The organism is Microcoleus sp. CZ3-B2, assembly GCF_036705055.1.
In the GTDB taxonomy this organism is placed as follows: domain Bacteria; phylum Cyanobacteriota; class Cyanobacteriia; order Cyanobacteriales; family Microcoleaceae; genus Microcoleus.
The window spans coordinates 97,328-115,877 of the sequence record NZ_JAUBTN010000003.1 but is presented as its reverse complement, the minus strand read 5'-3'; the positions used below and the strand labels follow the sequence as shown (position 1 = coordinate 115,877).

Sequence of the window (18,550 nt, the reverse complement as noted above, 5' to 3'; positions counted from 1 at the left end):
TGGCCCAGGAATTAAGGAATTTGAGAAACCGGGTTTCTTCCTAAATTTTTGGTACTGACCGAAATTGGTCGCAGAAACCCGGTTTCTGGCTCGCCCAGGAATTTAAGAAACAAGAAACCGGGTTTCTTCCTAAATTTTTGGTACTAACCGAAATTGGTCGCAGAAACCCGGTTTCTGGCTACCCAACGAATTTGAAGAACCGGGCTTAGCAGGTAATTCAAAACTTTACAAAACTTACCCTCGGTTACAAAAAACACCGACATCGAATCAATCGACAATAAATCGCAAATAATAAACCTCACCTTGTGAAATTGATGTTTTTACTGTGGCTGTATTCTCTGTAATTACACGGTTGCGGAACGGTAAACGATCGGCATAGAATATATTTGTAGGTTGGATCTGTGTGAGTTGACAGGAGGGTATAATTTGAGTTAGCCTCGCCTCGTAGGATAAAAATTTACAGCAAAAAACACAACATTCAGATGCTGGCGATCGCGCTTTGACCTGAATGGTTAATTAAAAGAAGTATTAAAAATCCGGTAACACTTGCTCCAAAGTTTTTAGTTCAATACTCGCAGGTAAGTATGTCTTTGCCAGCAGCAGACCGTCCCCAATCTGTAGCAACTGATAGCGAATCTTCCTATCAACTTTCACCGATCCAGCAGGGGATGTTGTTCGAGGGCCTTTCGGGCCAACAGTCAGGGGTAGATATCGAACAGGTACTGTGCAGCCTGGGCGAAGAATTGAATGTTTCAGCTTTTGTCGATGCTTGGCGCCAAAGTGTCGATCGATATCCAGTTTTGAGAACGAGTTTTAGTTGGCTGGATCGAGAGGTGCCGGTGCAAACTGTACACCCACAAGTCGAAGTACCAATTGTTGAGGGAGAGTGGCGTTGTTTTTCCCAGGGCGATCGCACCCGCCAACTCGCAACATTTTTACAAGCCGATCGCCTGCAAGGATTTGATCTCACTCAAGCGCCGCTGATGCGTTTGGCTTTGTTCCGAGTTGCGGAAACCGAATACAAACTCATCTGGACTTATCACCATATTTTGCTTGACAGTACCTCGGCAATAACTGTTTTGCAAGCAGTTTTTACCTTGTACGAAGCCCTGACTGGCGATCGGCAATTAGAATTAACACCGCCCAGTGGCGATCGAGATGCCAGCCATCGAATGCAGCAAGATATCTCGAAAACAGAAGCATTTTGGAGGCAATACTTAAGCGGTTTTTGCGATCGTACCCCTTTGGTTGGCGGTGTTTCCCCGGTAGGGAAGATAGCAAACCCGCAAGAAAATTTATCATCACCAGAAATCAGACTTTCTAGCAGTGTTACCGCAGCTTTAAACTCTCTAATTCACGAACAACAACTAACCCTGAATACCCTGCTGCAAGGAGTCTGGGCTTTACTTTTGAGCCGCTGTTCCGGTTCGCAAGATGTAGTATTTGGATCTATTTGCAACAGTCGATCGCCAAATAGAGAAAAAATAGAACCAGCAGTAGGATTGTTCATCAATACTTTGCCGCTGAGAGTAATTGTCACTCCAGAAATGCCAGCCATCGATTGGCTGAAACAACTGCAAAATCAATGGAATTTGCTGCAAGAATACAGTAACGTACCGCTGGCCAAAACTCAAGAATGGAGCGAAATACCCCGCAGCAGCGCTTTATTTGAAAGCTTGCTAGTAGTTGAAAAGTGCCAGTTCAATTCTGCCTTGCAATCTCTAGGCGATGACTGGAAAAACCGAGAATTTCAGCTTTTAGAACAGACGAGTTTTCCCCTAACAGTTTACGGCTACGGGGGAGACCAATTGCTGCTGAAAATTGCGGGCGATCGCCAGCGGTTCGATGAAAACGCCCTTACCCGAATGTTGGGACACCTGCAAACTTTGCTCGAAAGTATAGCCGCCAATCCCCAGCAGAAAATCAGCAAATTGTCAATGCTGACAGCAGCCGAAATTGCTCAATTGCAGACCTGGAATCAAACTGAGGCAAATTATCCCGACAACAAATGCGTTCACCAATTATTTGAAGCCCAAGTCGAGCGATCGCCCGATGCCATTGCTGCCATTTTTCCCCACAATTCCCGACAGCAGCTTACCTACGGCGAACTCAATTCGCGATCGAATCAACTCGCCCATTACTTGCAGCAATTAGGAGTCGGGCCCGATGTTTTAGTTGCGATTTGCATGGAACGTTCCTTAGAAATTGCGATCGCCGTTTTAGGCATTCTCAAAACAGGCGCAGCTTACGTGCCGATCGATCCAGCTTATCCCAAAGAAAGGCTGACTTTCATGTTAGCCGACACCAAAACTCCCGTTATACTCACGCAATCTCACCTAGTGTCAAGCTTGCCGGAACATCAGGCGCGAACCGTTTGTTTGGACGCAAACTGGCAAGAAATCGCCAATTACAGCACCGAAAACCCCGCCAGCACCGTATCTCCCGACAACTTAACCTATACAATATATACATCCGGTTCCACCGGCAAACCCAAAGGAGTTCTCCTCCCGCACCGCGCCCTAGTCAACCTAATTGCGTGGCAACTGCAAAACTCCACCTTGGAAGACGCAGCCAAAACCCTGCAATTTGCCTCCCTCAGCTTCGATGTCTCATTTCAAGAAATGTTTTGTACTTGGTGTGCGGGCGGCACCCTCGTTTTCATCACCGAAGAAATGCGGCGAGATGCGCGGAGTTTGTTGCAGCTAATCGACACAGAAAAAATTCAAAGACTATTTCTCCCTTTCATCGCCCTGCAACATTTAGCCGAAGCCGCCGATAGCTATCAGCTAGTACCAAAATCGCTGCGCGAAGTAGTCACCGCCGGCGAACAGTTGCAAGTCAACCGTTACATTACCAGCTTCTTTCAGCAGCTAGAAAATTGCACCCTGCACAATCAATACGGCCCCTCGGAGAGCCACGTTGTCACAGCTTATACCCTCAGCGGCCCGCCGGAAAATTGGCCTGCACTGCCTGCGATCGGCCGCCCTATTGCCAACACGGAAATCTATTTGTTACACCGGAATGGTGAGCCCGTACCCATCGGCGTTGCTGGAGAATTGCACATTGGAGGTATCTGTTTGGCGCGCGGCTACCTCAGCCGCCCCGACTTGACTGCTGAAAGATTTATTCCCAATCCTTTTAAACACAATGAAATAAGCACGATCGAACAGGAATCAGATTTTTCCCTTCTGCCTTCAGGAGATCGCCTTTACAAAACAGGAGATTTAGCCCGCTATCTGCCCGACGGTAATATCGAGTACATCGGACGGATTGACGGCCAAGTTAAAATTCGCGGCTTCCGCATCGAGTTGGGAGAAATTGAAACTGCACTCGCAAAACATCCGGCAATTAAACAAGCTGTGGTGCTAGCGCGGGAAGACGAACCGGGAGACAAACGATTGGTGGCTTATTTAGCAGTCAATCCACAAGAGCAACTAACAATTGCTGACCTCCGAGTCCAATTGCAAGGACAACTCCCCGATTACATGGTGCCTGCGGTGTTTGTGACTGTGGAGGCGATGCCGAAGACACCCAGCGGCAAAATTGACCGCCGCGCCCTGCCGCCACCTGACTCCCAGCGACAAGAACTGTCCCAGGGTTACGCGGCACCGCAAAGCGATTTGGAGAAAGTGCTAGCGGGCATTTGGTCTAAGTTGCTGAAGCTCGATCGCGTCGGCATTCACGACAATTTCTTCGAGATTGGAGGTAATTCTCTGATGACTCTGCAAATTGCCGTGCAAGTGCGGACTCTATTAGAAAAAGACTTGCCAGTTGTCAAATTGTTCCAGCACCCGACGATCGCCCAATTGGCCAATTATTTAAACCAAGGAGAGAGTACGAATCAGTCTAGTAATAAATTTCAAGATCGGGCCGATCGACAAAAAGCTGCTTTTAATCGATCGAAGCAATTTAGCAAAAGACGGTAGTCATTAGTCATTAGTCATTAGTCATTAGTCATTAGTCATTAGTCCTTAGTCATTAGTCATTAGTTATTGGTTATTGGTTATTGGTTATTGGTTATTGGTTATTGGTTATTGGTTATTGGTTATTGGTTATTGGTCAGGTCTTAGTTATTTAAAAGAGGAGGATAGACAGAAGAAAAATAATCTAACGAGCTGTTGAAACTTGGGTATTTTACGTTTAATTATAATAGGGGCTTACTTATGACTAATTCACAGGAAAACTCAGAAGAACTTGACGGGATTGCAATTATTGGCATGGCCGGTCGCTTTCCCGGTGCTGCGAGTGTCGATGAATTGTGGCAAAATTTGTGCGGCGGAGTCGAGTCTACAGCGCTGTTCAGCGACGCAGAACTAGACCCTAGCATTGACCCCAATCTCAGACAAGATCCGAATTACGTCAAAGCTAGAGGCATTATTGACGGTGCCGATCGCTTTGATGCAGCATTTTTCGGCGTGAGTCCCCGCGAAGCCGAAATTACCGACCCGCAGCAACGGGTTTTTTTAGAAATAGCTTGGGCCGCCCTCGAAAATGCAGGCTGCGATCCCAATACTTTTAACGGTTCGATCGGAGTTTATGCCGGTACGGGCAACAATACTTATTTTCCCAACAACATCGCCGGGCGATCGGACATAATTTCCCGCGCGGGCGAGTTTCAGGTAATGGTAGGAAATGAAAAAGATTACATTGCTACCCGCACTTCTTACAAACTCAATCTTAAAGGGCCCAGCGTCAGCGTACATACCGCTTGCTCTACATCATTAGTTGCAGTTTGTCAAGCTTTTTATGCCTTGATGAGCTATCAATGCGATTTAGCTCTCGCCGGCGGAATTTCGATTACAGCTCCCCAAAATAGCGGTTATTTGTATCAAGAAGGGGGGATGTTTTCCAGCGACGGACATTGCAAACCATTCGATGCTAAGGCTGAAGGCACTGTGTTCGGCAACGCTGCCGGGGCTGTGGTACTCAAGCGTTTGGAAGAGGCGAGATCCGACAGAGATACAATTTATGCGGTAATTCGCGGCGTTGGTTTAAATAACGACGGGGCGGCCAAAGTCAGCTTTGCAGCGCCCAGCGTGGACGGACAAGCAGACGCGATCGCGATGGCCCAGGCGATGGCCGGCGTAGATCCAGAAACGATATCCTACGTCGAAACCCACGGCACGGCAACGCCTCTGGGCGATCCGATCGAAATTGCAGCTTTGACTCAAGCTTTTGCACGCGAAACCTCAGCCAAACAATTTTGCGCGATCGGCTCCATCAAAAGCAACTTCGGACACACGATCGCCGCCGCCGGAGTCACAGGGCTGATCAAAACAGCTTTAGCCCTCAAACACCAACAAATACCCGCCACTCTCCACTACCAAACACCGAATCCGGCGATCGACTTTGCCAACAGTCCCTTCTACGTCAACGCCGAACTTGCGGAATGGAAAGCCGGGAAAACGCCCAGAAGAGCCGGAGTCAGTTCCTTTGGTGTCGGCGGTACCAACGCTCACGTTGTCCTCGAAGAAGCGCCCGCGCTGGCACCGTCAAGTTCTTCTCGCCCCAGACAGTTGCTGCTGCTGTCGGCAAAAACAGCATCTGCTTTGGACGCGGCTACCGCCAACTTGCGATCGCACCTCGCCGAAAACCCAGAGATCGATCTCGCCGATGCTGCTTACACCTTGCAAACCGGGCGGCAAGCCTTTAATTATCGCCGCTTCGCCGTTTGCAGCGATTTAAACGATGCGGTGCAGCTACTAGAATCCCTGCCACCGCTACGTACAGCAACCCGCTGCGCCGAATCGAGAAATCCGGCGGTAATCTTCATGTTTCCGGGACAAGGGGCGCAATACGTCAATATGGGCTTGAATTTGTACGAATCTGAGCCTTTATTCCGTTCCACGGTCGATCGCTGCGCCGAAATTTTGCAGCCGCACCTCGGCCGAGATTTGCGCCAAGTGCTATATCCCGGCAGCGATGAAGCGACAGCCGCCGAATCCCTCCGCCAAACTTTCTTGACTCAGCCTGCGATATTTACCGTAGAGTACGCGCTGGCCCAACTGTGGCAGAGTTGGGGTGTCATTCCCCAAGGTGCGATCGGGCACAGCATCGGCGAATTTGTGGCGGCAACTATCGCCGGCGTGTTTTCCCTGGAAGATGCCTTGATGCTGGTGGCTGCGAGGGGGCGCTTGATGCAAGATTTGCCCGGTGGTTCGATGCTGTCGGTACGGTTGCCGGCGGCGCAAGTCGAAGGGCGTTTGAGTGGGGATTTGGCAGTGGCGGCGGTGAATGCGCCGGATTTGTGCGTGGTTTCTGGGCCGACAGATGCGATCGCACTTTTTGAACAGCAATTAACCAGCGAAAAGATTGTCTGCAAACACTTGCACACTTCCCACGCTTTCCATTCGCCGATGGTAGATTCGATCGTCGAACCTTTCGGTGAATACGTGAAAAAAGTGCAATTGTCAGCGCCAACTATCCCCTTTGTTTCGACTGTAACTGCTAGTTGGATCACCGCAGAACAAGCAACAGATCCGATGTATTGGGCGCGGCATTTGCGGGCGACAGTGCGTTTTGCCGACGGCATCAAAGAACTTTGGCAAGATCCGAATCGCGTGCTTTTGGAAGTCGGGCCGAGAACAACGGCTGCTACTTTGGCTCGCAAACAATCGAAGGATTTGAAACAGCAAGTTGCTATTTCTTCTCTAACCGATAATCCAGATAACAACGCTGAATGGACTGCTTTGTTAAGCGCCGTCGGACAGCTTTGGCTCTGCGGAGTGGCGATCGACTGGCAGAGTTTTTATCAGGAGGAAACGCGCGATCGCATCCCCTTGCCAACTTATCCTTTTGAAAGCAAACGCTTCTGGATAGAACCCATGGGGAGAGAGGGAGATGGGGAGATGGGGAGAGGGGGAGATGGGGAGATGGGGAGAGGGGGAGATGGGGAGAATTCCCAATTCCCAATTCCCAATTCCCAATTCCCAATTCCCAATTCCCAATTCCCCATGCCCAATTCCCAACAGTCAACAGTCAACAGTCAACAGTCAACAGTCAACAGTCAACAACCAATGCCAAATTCACAAGTCGCAACCCAACAACCAGCTCGCAAAGAAAGGCTCATTCCCAAAATCAAAAATATCTTAGAAGAAACTTCTGGTGAAGATTTAGGTAGCGTCAGCGACGATCTAACCTTTTTAGAAATGGGTTTGGATTCTCTGTCTTTGACTCAAGTAGCGCTGAACTTGCAAAAAGAATTTAACGTTAAAATTACCTTCCGCCAGCTACTAGAAACTTTCCCCAGTCTCGAAACTTTATCTGAATTTATCGACAGATCTTTGCCGCCGGAAGTTTTGCCCGCAATTGTGGCGGTAGCACCTCCGGCACCTCCGGCATCTCCGGGCACGGTAGCACCGCCCCTAGCAGCGCCTCCCGCACCAATTGCCGCCAGCGCCCCGGTAAATCTGCCTGCCCCGCCAGCTCATCTATTGCAACCCTTACAATCGAGCAACCTCGAATACTTGATCGGCCAGCAGTTGCAGATTATGTCGCGACACCTAGAATTGTTAGGTGGCGGTGTTCCCGCGCAGCCGGCACCGACAGCCCCACCTCAAATGGTGCAGCCCCCCGCACCGGTGCAACAGATCCCGCAATCCCACAATAATGGCAGCACGATCGCCCCAGCCGCCCAACCTGCACCATCCGCCGAACCCACCGCCGAGCCCAAAAAAGTATTCGGCGCAGCCGCCCGCATCGACACATCCGATCGCGGTGCCTTAACTCCATCGCAAACTGCATATTTAGAAACATTTGTCAAGCGGTATACGGCGCGAACCCAAAAATCGAAACAGTACACTCAGACTCACCGCCACCACCTCGCAGATCCGCGCGTAGTTTCCGGCTTTAACCGGACGATGAAAGAGTTGGTTTATCCGATCGTGGTGGGGCGATCGTCCGGTTCTAAACTTTGGGATGAAGATGGTAACGAGTATGTCGATTTAACCAACGGTTTCGGGTCGAACTTTTTCGGATATTCGCCTTCATTTATTACAGAAGCGATCGCCGCCCAAATGCAATTAGGCTTTGAAATCGGGCCGCAAACACCGCTAGCCGGGGAAGTCGCCGAACTCGTGTGCGAAATGACCAAGCACGATCGCGTCGCCTTCTGCAATACCGGTTCTGAGGCAGTTTTGGGTGCAATGCGACTCGCGCGCACCGTCACCGGCAACAATACGATCGTCACGTTTACCGGAGACTATCACGGAAATTTCGACGAAGTAATCGTGCGCGGAACTAAGAAATTGCGATCGCTCCCAGCAGCACCGGGAATTCCCCAATCCGCCGTTGACAACACCTTAATCCTCGACTACGGCGAACCCGAATCCCTGGAAATCCTCAAAGCGCGGGCGGGCGAGTTTGCAGCCATCATGGTAGAACCCGTACAAAGCCGCCGCCCCGACTGGCAACCGCGAGAATTCCTCCACGAAGTGCGCCGGATTACCGAGCAAGCCGGTTGCGCCTTCATTATGGACGAAGTGATTACCGGGTTCCGAGTCGCACCGGGCGGCGCCCAAGAATACTTCGGCGTACAAGCAGATATTGGTACCTACGGCAAAGTCGTCGGCGGGGGGATGCCGATCGGGGTAATTGCGGGCAAATCGGCTTGGATGGACGCATTAGATGGCGGATTTTGGCAATTCGGAGACGACTCTTTCCCCGAAGTAGGCGTTACTTATTTTGCCGGAACTTTTGTGCGCCACCCGCTGACATTAGCAGCCGCCAAAGCATCCCTCGAATATTTGAAACGGGGCGGGTCTTCCTTGCAGCGCGATCTCAATGCCAAAACTGACCAATTAGTTGCAGAATTGAACGCCATGTTCGATCGCGAACAAGCACCTTTCACGGTTAAAAACTTTGGTTCCCTGTTCAAAATCACCTACCCGCAAGATTTTACGCATGGAGAACTGCTTTTCTACTCGCTGCGAGAAAAAGGCATTCACATTTGGGATCACCGCCCGTGTTTCCTGACCTTAGCCCATTCCGACGCAGATATTGCTTTTATCAAGGAGGCATTTAAAAACAGTATTGCCGAATTGCAGTCAGCCGGATTTTTAGGCGGTGGATCGGGGGAAACTGTGAGGGCGATCGAATTCCACAATCACAGTAATATTAATGGAGGAAAGTCCTCAACCGCTTTCGCCAACAATGCTCCCGTACCCGGTGCGAAATTAGGGCGAGATCCTAACGGCAATCCCGCTTGGTACGTAGCAGATCCAGAGCGTCCAGGCAAACATTTACAAGTAGGAGAAAGCTTATAGAAATAACAGTGATAATTGGCAATTAAATCCTGTAGGGGCGGGTTTTACCAACCATCTATGCCTAAGACTAATAATCTCATAAACCCGCCCCCACCCAACGATAAATCCCAATCTACCTTTTTCAAACTACAACAAAGACAATTTAATTTATTTACGTGCATCAACGTTAATTGCAATGAAAACAACCGTAGATTTACAACCAAAACTAACTGCTGTAGACTTCGATCCATTTGCAGGCGGAGAACTTTTTGCTTGCGTACCCGCGACGGAATCGCAAAAGGAAATCTGGATTGCCGTGCAAATGGAAGACGAGGCTAATTGCGCTTACAACGAGTCGATGTGTCTGCGATTGCAAGGAAATCTCGACGTTGAATCTCTCCGATTTTCCATTCAAGAATTGGTGCAGCGACACGAGTCGCTGCGGACAACATTTAGCCCTGACGGATCGACTCTTTGCATTGCCTCTGCGATCGAAATTGATATTCCTTTGATAGATTTGTCAATTTTCGACGATCGCGATCGCGAATCTAAATTAGCTTATTTGCGCCGCCAAGAAGTCGAGCAGCCTTTCAATTTAGTGCGCGGGCCGCTGTTTCGCAGTCAAATTATCAAGCTGCAAGAACAGGAATACATCGTTATTCTCACCGGTCACCACATCATTTGCGATGGCTGGTCTTGGGGCATATTATTCCCTGATTTGGGTGAAATTTATTCTGCAAAAAATCAAGGCTTAGCGGTCAATCTTCCACAGCCAGAAAGTTTTATAGAGTACGCAATTTTACAAGAAGAACAAGCAACAAGCCCCGAAGTTATTGCCGCTGAAAAGTATTGGTTAAATCAGTTTTCAGGCACGATTCCAGTGCTGGATTTGCCGACAGACAGAGCGCGGCCTCCTTTGAGAACTTACAAGGGTTCGCGGGAAGATTGGGAACTAAAGCCGGATTTGGTTGCTAACCTCAAACGCCAGGGAAAGAAAGCAGGGTGCAGTTTTTTTACAATTCTCTTGGCTGGATTTGAAGCTTTTATCTACCGCTTGTGCGGACAAGAGGATTTGGTTGTCGGAATGCCGGCGGCGGGACAGCTTGTTGGGGGCAAAGACAAGCTTGCCGGACACTGCGTAAGTTTCTTGCCGTTGCGTACCCAAATTAACGGAGAACAATCTTTTATCGATTATTTGCGATCGCGCCGCACTGGAGTTTTAGATGCGATCGAACGCCAGCAGCTAACCTTCGGTACTCTGGTCAAAAAACTAGCAATGCCACGGGATTTCAGTCGCATTCCGCTAGTGCCTGTAAGTTTTAATTTGGATGTGCAGCTTACGGAAGATCAGCTGAATTTTGAAGGTTTTAAGGCTGAAGTCTTCTCGAATCCGAGAACTTATGAAAATTTTGAATGGGCGGTGAATGCCAGCGAAACAAAAAACAAACTCGTGCTGGAGTGTCAGTACAATACTAACTTATTTGATGCTGCGACAATCCGCCGCCGCATGGCTGAATTTGAGGTGCTGTTAGAGGGAATAGTTGCTAATCCAAACCAGAAGATTTCAGAATTGCCCCTGCTAACCGAAGCAGAGGGATACCAGTTGCTAGCGGAATGGAACAACACCACAAAAGAATATCCCTCTGATAAGTGTATCCACCAGTTGTTTGAGGAACAGGTTACGCGATCGCCCGATGCCATTGCGGTGGTTTTTGAAGATAAACAGTTGACCTACCTCCAACTCAACCAACGGGCTAACAAAATAGCACATCACTTGAGAACTCTGGGTGTGGGGCCAGAAGTTTCGGTGGGTATCTGCGTGGAGCGCTCCCTAGAGATGGTAGTGGGATTGCTTGGTATCCTCAAGGCTGGTGGTCCTTATGTGCCGCTTGACCCAGAGTATCCTACTGAACGCTTGAGCTTTATGCTCCAAAACGCTCAAGTTAAGGTGCTGTTGACGCAACAGCGACTGGTTGAGAAGCTACCTGAATATGAAGCGCAGTTTGTCTATTTAGATACTGATTGGCAGGTGATTTCCCGGTCGAGTGAGGAGAATCCAATCACTGGTGTGCAAGCAACTAACTTGGCTTATGTGATTTATACTTCCGGTTCTACAGGTCAGCCTAAGGGAGTAGCAATGAATCATTTTTCTCTTTGCAATCTGATCTTGTGGCAACTTCAAAATACGACAATTTCTAGCGGGGCAAAAACTCTACAATTTGCTCCTATCAGCTTTGATGTCTCCTTCCAAGAAATGTTTTCTACTTGGTGTTCTGGAGGGACATTACTCTTGATTGCAGAGGAATTACGACGAGATGCATTCGCTTTGTTAGGTTTACTCCAAGAAAAAGCTGTTGAGAGACTGTTTGTCCCCTTTGTTGCCTTACAGCAAATAGCTGAGGTAGCTACTGGTAGTGAATTAGTTACCAGCTATTTACGGGAAATCATTACTGCTGGTGAACAGTTGCAGATTACTCCCGCCATTTCTAGCTGGTTGAGCAAGCTAACTGATTGTACTTTGCACAATCATTATGGACCATCGGAGAGCCATGTTGTCACCACTTTTACCCTCACTAATTCAGCGGACAATTGGCCGATACTTCCTCCTATCGGTCGTCCCATCGCTAACACGCAAATTTATATTCTCGACCGCCTCCTAAAGCCAGTCCCCATCGGCGTATCGGGTGAACTACACATCGGCGGTGCTGGCGTCGCCCGAGGCTACCTAAACCGTCCCGATTTGACTGATGAAAAATTTATCCCTAACCCCTTCACCACTCAATCTGGGTCACGCCTCTACAAAACTGGCGATAAAGCCCGTTACCTAAGTGACGGTAACATCGAGTTTCTAGGTCGCATCGACAATCAAGTCAAGATTCGCGGCTTCCGCATCGAACTGGGGGAAATTGAGGCAGCGATCGCGCAGTACCCCGGTGTGCGAGAAACTGTAGTTATAGTGCGAGAAGATGTTCCAGGTCAAAAATATCTGGCAGTTTACATTGTCGCCAACAACTCGTCCACGATCGCCACTAGCAACTTGCGGGGTTTTCTCAAAGAGAAACTGCCTGATTACATGATACCGGGAGCATTGGTGATGTTGAATGCCCTGCCACTAACCCCCAGTGGCAAGGTAGACCGTCGCGCCTTACCCGCACCAGAATTTCGACCCGAACTGCAACGGTCATTAGTAGCCCCAAGAACTCCTATTGAAGAGATGCTAGCCAGCATTTGGGCGGATGTCCTGAGAATTGAAATTGTGGGCGTTCACCACAATTTCTTTGAACTGGGCGGACATTCCTTATTAGCCACTCAAGTAATTTCGAGAGTGCGCGATACCTTTGCCGTCGAATTAGCGCTACGCAGTTTGTTTGAAGCACCCACCATTGCCGAATTCGCCTCTCGGGTAGAGAATTCGCTCTCTAACGGACAATCACAAGAAGCAGAGCCGCTTCTACCAATTCCAAGGTCAGAGTCCATCCCACTATCCTTTGCTCAACAGCGACTGTGGTTTCTCGACCAGTTACAGCCCAACAGTCCCTTTTACAACATCCCGGTAGCGTTGCGTCTTTTCGGTCAGCTCAATATAACGGCGCTACAGAACAGCATCAACGAAATTATCGGGCGTCACGAAGCCTTACGCACCAACTTCGCGACAGTAGAGGGAGAACCCATTCAGGTTATCGCTTCAACTCACAGTTGGGAACTACAAGTAGTCAGCTTGTTGCACCTAGGAGAAAGCGAGCGAGAAATTGAAGCGCAACGATGGGTAAATGAAGAAGCAAATCGACCTTTTAACCTGGAACGAGAGCTTTTGCTCCGAGGTTTGGTGCTGCAGCTAGGTGAAACCGAGTACGTCTTGCTGCTTACCATGCACCACATTATTTCTGATGGGTGGTCTGTAGGCGTGTTCTTGCGAGAGTTAGCAGAACTTTACAAAGCCAACAGCACGGGCATGGCTCCGGTTTTACCAGAATTATCCGTACAGTACGCCGACTTTGCTCTTTGGCAGCGGCAGTGGCTGCAAGGAGAAATACTCGAAACCCAGCTTGACTACTGGAAGCAACAACTATTGGACGCTCCAGCTTTATTAGAATTACCCACAGACCGAGCGCGACCGCCTGTTCAAACCTTCCGGGGAGGATATTACTATGCAGCCCTTTCCCTGGAATTGAGCGCGGAACTTACCGCTCTGGGCAAGCGAGCGGGAGTCACTCTGTTTATGACCCTTTTGGCGGCATTTCAGACATTACTCTGCCGCTATACAAACAGTGAGGACATCGTAGTGGGTACGCCTGTAGCTGGTCGCAATCGGCGGGAAATTGAAGGACTAATTGGCTTTTTTGTCAATACCTTAGTGCTGCGTACCGACCTCGGCGACCACCCCAGTTTTGAGGAGTTACTCGCCAGAGTTCGGGAAGTCGCGCTGCAAGCTTACGCGCATCAAGACTTGCCCTTCGAGCAGTTGGTAGAGGCATTGCAACCAACGCGAGACTTAAGCTATACGCCTCTGTTCCAGGTGATGTTTGTCCTCGACGACGCTTTGGTTAATTCTGTAGAACTGCCTGAGTTATCGGTAAGTTCTTATTCCGTGGAATTCGGCACTTCCAAGTTCGACCTGACTCTATCAATAGAGAATACGGCTTCTGGATTGATAGGAGCATGGGAATACAATACTGATTTGTTTGATGGGTCAACGATCGCTCGGATGGCGGGACATTTCCAGACTTTACTAGAAGTGATCGCAGCCAATCCAAAGCAGAAGATTTCAGAATTGCCCCTGCTGACAGAAATAGAACAACAGCAGCTATTAATTGAGTGGAATAACACTCACACAAATTATCCCGAATCAGCCTGCATTCACCAACTATTTGAAGTTCAAGCAGAACAAACTCCCGACGCTGTAGCCTTAGTTTTTGGCGAACAACAGCTAACCTACCAACAGCTAAATTGTCGGGCCAATCAATTAGCACATTACTTGCAAACTTTGGGGGCTGGGCCGGAAGTTTTAATCGGTGTTTGTTTCGATCGCTCTATGGATGCGATCGTCTCGCTTTTGGCTGTTCTCAAAGCCGGATCTGCTTACCTGCCTTTAGATCCAGCTTATCCCAAAGAGCGTCTGGAATTCATGCTGTCAGATGCCGCCCTATCGGTGCTGTTAACTCAACAGCATTTAACAGAAAAGCTGCCCGATACTGAAGCAAAAATAGTTTGTTTGGAGCAGGTGCGGGAGGAAATAAACGCACAAAGTGAGGACAATCTTGCCTATCTCGCGCAGGCGGAAAATCTGGCTTATGTCATGTATACTTCCGGTTCCACAGGCAAACCAAAAGGCGTTTGCGTCGTCCACCGTGGGGTAGTGCGGTTAGTTAAAAACACCGATTATGCGAGCTTCAGCGCCGCCGAAGTCTTCCTGCAACTGGCTCCGATTTCCTTTGACGCTTCGACGCTGGAAATTTGGGGGGCGCTGCTTAACGGGGCGCAACTGGTTGTCTTTCCCCCAGGAACTCCATCTTTAGCAGAGCTGGGAGAGGCGATTCGCTTATACAATGTGACTATTTTGTGGTTGACCGCCGGACTGTTTCACTTGATGGTGGACGATCGCATTGAGGATTTAAAGGGTGTGCGCCAACTGTTGGCAGGCGGTGACGTTTTATCTGTTCCCCACGTCCAGAAGTTGCTGCGAGAGGCTCCAAACTGCCAATTAATTAACGGCTACGGGCCGACAGAAAATACGACTTTTACTTGCTGCGCGGCGATCGCCCCTGACAGTCAAATTAGCAATTCGGTGCCGATCGGCAGACCGATCGCCAATACTCAAGTTTACATACTCGATCGCCATTTGCAGCCAGTGCCGATCGGCGTTCCGGGCGAGTTGTATGCAGGCGGTGCAGGCTTAGCCAGAGGCTACCTCAACCGCCCGGATTTAACAGCCGAAAAATTCATTCCAAATCCTTTGATCGCCAACCAAGAAGATAGATGGAAAAATGCCGAAGGGCGATCGGTTTCAAGCCTTCTTCCTTCTGCAAATCACCTTTACAAAACAGGGGATTTAGCCCGCTATCTGCCCGATGGTAACATCGAGTATTTGGGACGCATTGACAATCAAGTAAAGATTCGCGGCTTCCGCATTGAAATAGGAGAAATTGAGGCCGTACTGGCCGGACATCTAGATGTGAGTCAAGTGTCTGTGGCAGTTCAGTTAGATGCTTCGGGGAACAAATGTCTCGCAGCTTATGTAGTCCCGGGCCCAGGCAAAATTCTCGCCGCCAATACCCTGCGGAGTTTCCTGCAAAAAAGACTGCCAGACTACATGATACCCGCTGGGTTTGTCTTCCTCGACGCTTTGCCCTTGAACCCCAACGGCAAAGTTGACCGCCGCGCTTTGGCAAGTCAAAAGTGGCAATCTGCCAGGGTTGCACCCGATCAAACAATTGCTGTTGCCCCCCGGGACAAATTAGAACTCCAAGTGAAGCAAATTTGGGAACAAGTTTTAGGGATCAATTCAATTGGCATCAGGGACAATTTCTTCGAGATAGGAGGGCATTCGCTGTTAGCGGCGCGTTTGTTAGCTGAAATCGAAAAAATATTCGGCAAAAAACTGCCGCTTTCTACTATTTTCCAATCGCCAACCGTTGAGCAATTGGCTGATATTCTCCGCGAACCGGAATGGTCTTCACCCTCTCCATCAATGGTAGTGATTCAACCGGGAACAGGGAGTTACAAACCTCCTCTATTCTGCATTCACGTACTCGGTAGGGGATTGGAATTTTACCGTCCTTTACTGAATCATTTGGAGCAATCGCAGGCTATTTTGGGACTGTCTACCCAGATTATGGATGAAAAGCTGGCTCCCCCCAATCGAGTTGAGGAATTGGCAGCTTATTACATCAAAGAAATGCAAGTTTTCCAGCCGCACGGGCCTTATTTTCTGTTAGGAGTATCTTTTGGCGGGACAGTAGCTTTTGAGATAGCTAGGCAACTTGATGCCAAAGGTGAAAAGGTAGCTTTGCTGGGATTGTTGGATACCTACGGCCCGGATGCTTTTAAAAAATCGTCTGAAAAAAAACGCGGTCAACGCGCGATGAAAGTTTTACACATGACTCCCGGTGTATTTCTGGGGAAAACTCAGAGCAATCTGGCGGGAAAAGTCGAAAGTATTACTAATCAAATATGGAGGATTTCTTCTAAGTTTTACCAAGCGATCGGGCGTCCCTTGCCGATCGAGCTGGAAAACTTCACTCATCGAGAACTCAATGAAGAGGCATTGAGACACTATGTAGCAGGAGTTTACTCGGGTGGAGCGACTATCTTCAAAGCGGTTGAGAGTGCCATCTTGTTTGATGCCGATCCCGCATTGGGTTGGGGCGAGGTAGTTACAGGAGGAATAGAGATTCACGAGATCCCTAGCGATCATTTGGGGATGTTACAAGAGCCGCACGTTCGGATACTGGCGGAAAAATTGCAAGCCGCAGTCGATCGCGCTCGGCAAATGAATTGTCAATAATGTTAAGTCTTTTGGTTATTGGTTATTGGTTATTGGTTATTGGTTGTTGGTTATTGGTTATTGGTTGTTGGTTATTTGTTGTTGGTTATTTGTTGTTGGTTATTGATTGACAGTTATTGGTTAACAAATAACAGATAACAGATAACAGATAACAAATAACAGATAACAGATAACAGATAACAAATAACAGATAACAGATAACAAATAACAGATAACAGTCAACTGTTCACCCTTCCAAAGCCACCAAAAGACACAGCAACAAAACCTCCGTCCACTCCACTACAGCACCGTAAGTATCGCCCGTATGGCCGCCCAAACGGTGGTTAAACCAGGCTCCGACAAAAATTCCGATCGCACTTCCGCCCAAAGCCATCCCCACCGCCAACAGCCACCGATCGCCCTCCAAGACAACTTGCAGCACGCTCAAACTCACCAACAACAGAACTCCTGGGATAAAATCAAAAGGTGAATAAATCGATTCTTTATGAAAAGCTCCCTTACCCTCCGGGCGGAGATAGGGATAGCGGGCGATCGCCACCAGTTGGCCCCACCTCCCCCAACCCGCCACACCCATCAAAGCCAGCCACCGATAGTGATTCAAATCCGAAAGAGCGACAGTTTTCAGCAGGACGATCGCGATCGCAGCCATCGCCCCAAAAGCCCCTGTAACGCTGTCCCGCATCACTTCCAGTCGGCGCACAGGGTCGGGTACGGCAAGCCCGTCCGCCGCGTCCATAGCCCCATCTAGGTGCAGCCCCCCAGTGATGGCGATGCCCAAAACTACCACCAAGGCCGATCGAGTCAGGGCAGGCATACCGAACAACTGCAACCCAATATCCGCCAGTCCCAGCATCCCGCCGATCAAAAGCCCGATCGCCGGAGCCAAACGAGCAATGCCCCGGAACTCCAAAGTCCAAGACACAGGCACCGGCAAACAAGTATAAAACGCGACTGCAGCTGCCATAGCAGCGCCTTGATTCCGGAAAAAGTCGATCGTAGAGCGAACCAATTGATCATCCACCATAAGATAGAAATTTTTTCATTTTGTATACAGTTGTCAATTCATTAGCTTGTGCCAGAATTGGAACTGTAACACGCTAGTCCTTTGGATCGGGCATTCCTCCTGTCCGAGCAATTTTCCCCGGAAAACCTCTGCCGGCAGCGCTCCCGAAGCTCCCTATCTAAAATGACTAAACTCAAGATTCTGGTTTCCCGTATCCAGAATTCTAGCTAACTCCCCGATTTTCAAAACGGGAAAATACTACAACAGAGGCTTTTGTTCCATGAGTCACGACCAATCGAATAACAGGGTAGTTGCTCCTTGCATCATTGATACAGGCATTGTCGTCAACAAGCGCGATATCAAAAGATTGCTGTTTGATTTAGGACGTGTGCGCTACCTTCACATCCAAGATGGCAAGATTTACAGCGAAGGTGAAGGGTACGTGCTCGAAGTCTTCGCCAACCCCCACCGTTCTACCCTGATTGCCAACCACGGGCTTTATTTGAACGTGTATAGTTTTGATTACCTGGAACTGAAACAGTCCCCGGTCGAGGGTGCTTATTTTGACCTGATTCAAGACGGCCGGCAGTTGCGGTTAATTCCCCTCTCCAATCCTTTGCAAGAGCAAGTCTCCCGGAATTTAAATGCTGCGGCTTTGGATGCGGTTGTCGATCAGGTACTCTCAGGCCACTGGGATCTGCAATTGGATGAGGATGATTCTCAGTTTTAATCACCAGTCAGTCGATTTTAGATTTTAGATTTTAGATTTTAGATTTACTCGAAAGATGAATCTGGGAGATT

At 49.0% G+C, this 18,550-nt stretch carries 5 protein-coding genes; 4 read left to right on the top strand and 1 reads right to left on the bottom strand.

The window, feature by feature from the left end:
• The first annotated feature begins 584 nt into the window (after positions 1–584).
• From QUA97_RS02235 to QUA97_RS02225, 3 genes are all read left to right on the top strand, one after another.
• The gene (locus tag QUA97_RS02235) at positions 585–3,926 is read left to right on the top strand and encodes a non-ribosomal peptide synthetase (protein WP_333192675.1); all 3,342 of its coding nucleotides are present in this window, start codon (positions 585–587) and stop codon (positions 3,924–3,926) included.
• Between the two features lie 237 nt (positions 3,927–4,163).
• Entirely contained in the window at positions 4,164–9,263 is a 5,100-nt protein-coding gene (locus QUA97_RS02230; protein WP_333192673.1) for an aminotransferase class III-fold pyridoxal phosphate-dependent enzyme, read from the top strand.
• 175 nt (positions 9,264–9,438) lie between these two features.
• On the top strand, positions 9,439–16,746 hold the full coding sequence (locus QUA97_RS02225; protein WP_333192670.1) for an amino acid adenylation domain-containing protein: 7,308 nt from the start codon (positions 9,439–9,441) through the stop codon (positions 16,744–16,746).
• A 226-nt stretch (positions 16,747–16,972) separates the two neighbouring features.
• Here QUA97_RS02225 and cobS read toward each other — a convergent pair whose 3' ends face one another.
• Complete coding sequence (gene cobS / locus QUA97_RS02220; protein WP_333192667.1) at positions 16,973–17,770, bottom strand: adenosylcobinamide-GDP ribazoletransferase; 798 nt, start codon at positions 17,768–17,770, stop codon at positions 16,973–16,975.
• Positions 17,771–18,029: 259 nt separating this feature from the next.
• On the opposite strand from cobS, the gene QUA97_RS02215 reads away from it, so the two are divergent.
• Positions 18,030–18,479 (top strand): hypothetical protein, encoded by a 450-nt coding sequence (locus QUA97_RS02215; RefSeq protein WP_194067721.1) that lies wholly within the window; start codon positions 18,030–18,032, stop codon positions 18,477–18,479.
• Positions 18,480–18,550 lie beyond the last annotated feature (71 nt).

Bases quoted from the DNA above. Each gene is read 5' to 3' on its own strand.
- cobS (WP_333192667.1), bottom strand. From the start codon at position 17,770: ATGGTGGATGATCAATTGGTTCGCTCTACGATCGACTTTTTCCGGAAT.
- QUA97_RS02225 (WP_333192670.1), top strand. From the start codon at position 9,439: ATGAAAACAACCGTAGATTTACAACCAAAACTAACTGCTGTAGACTTC.
- QUA97_RS02230 (WP_333192673.1), top strand. From the start codon at position 4,164: ATGACTAATTCACAGGAAAACTCAGAAGAACTTGACGGGATTGCAATT.
- QUA97_RS02215 (WP_194067721.1), top strand. From the start codon at position 18,030: ATGAGTCACGACCAATCGAATAACAGGGTAGTTGCTCCTTGCATCATT.
- QUA97_RS02235 (WP_333192675.1), top strand. From the start codon at position 585: ATGTCTTTGCCAGCAGCAGACCGTCCCCAATCTGTAGCAACTGATAGC.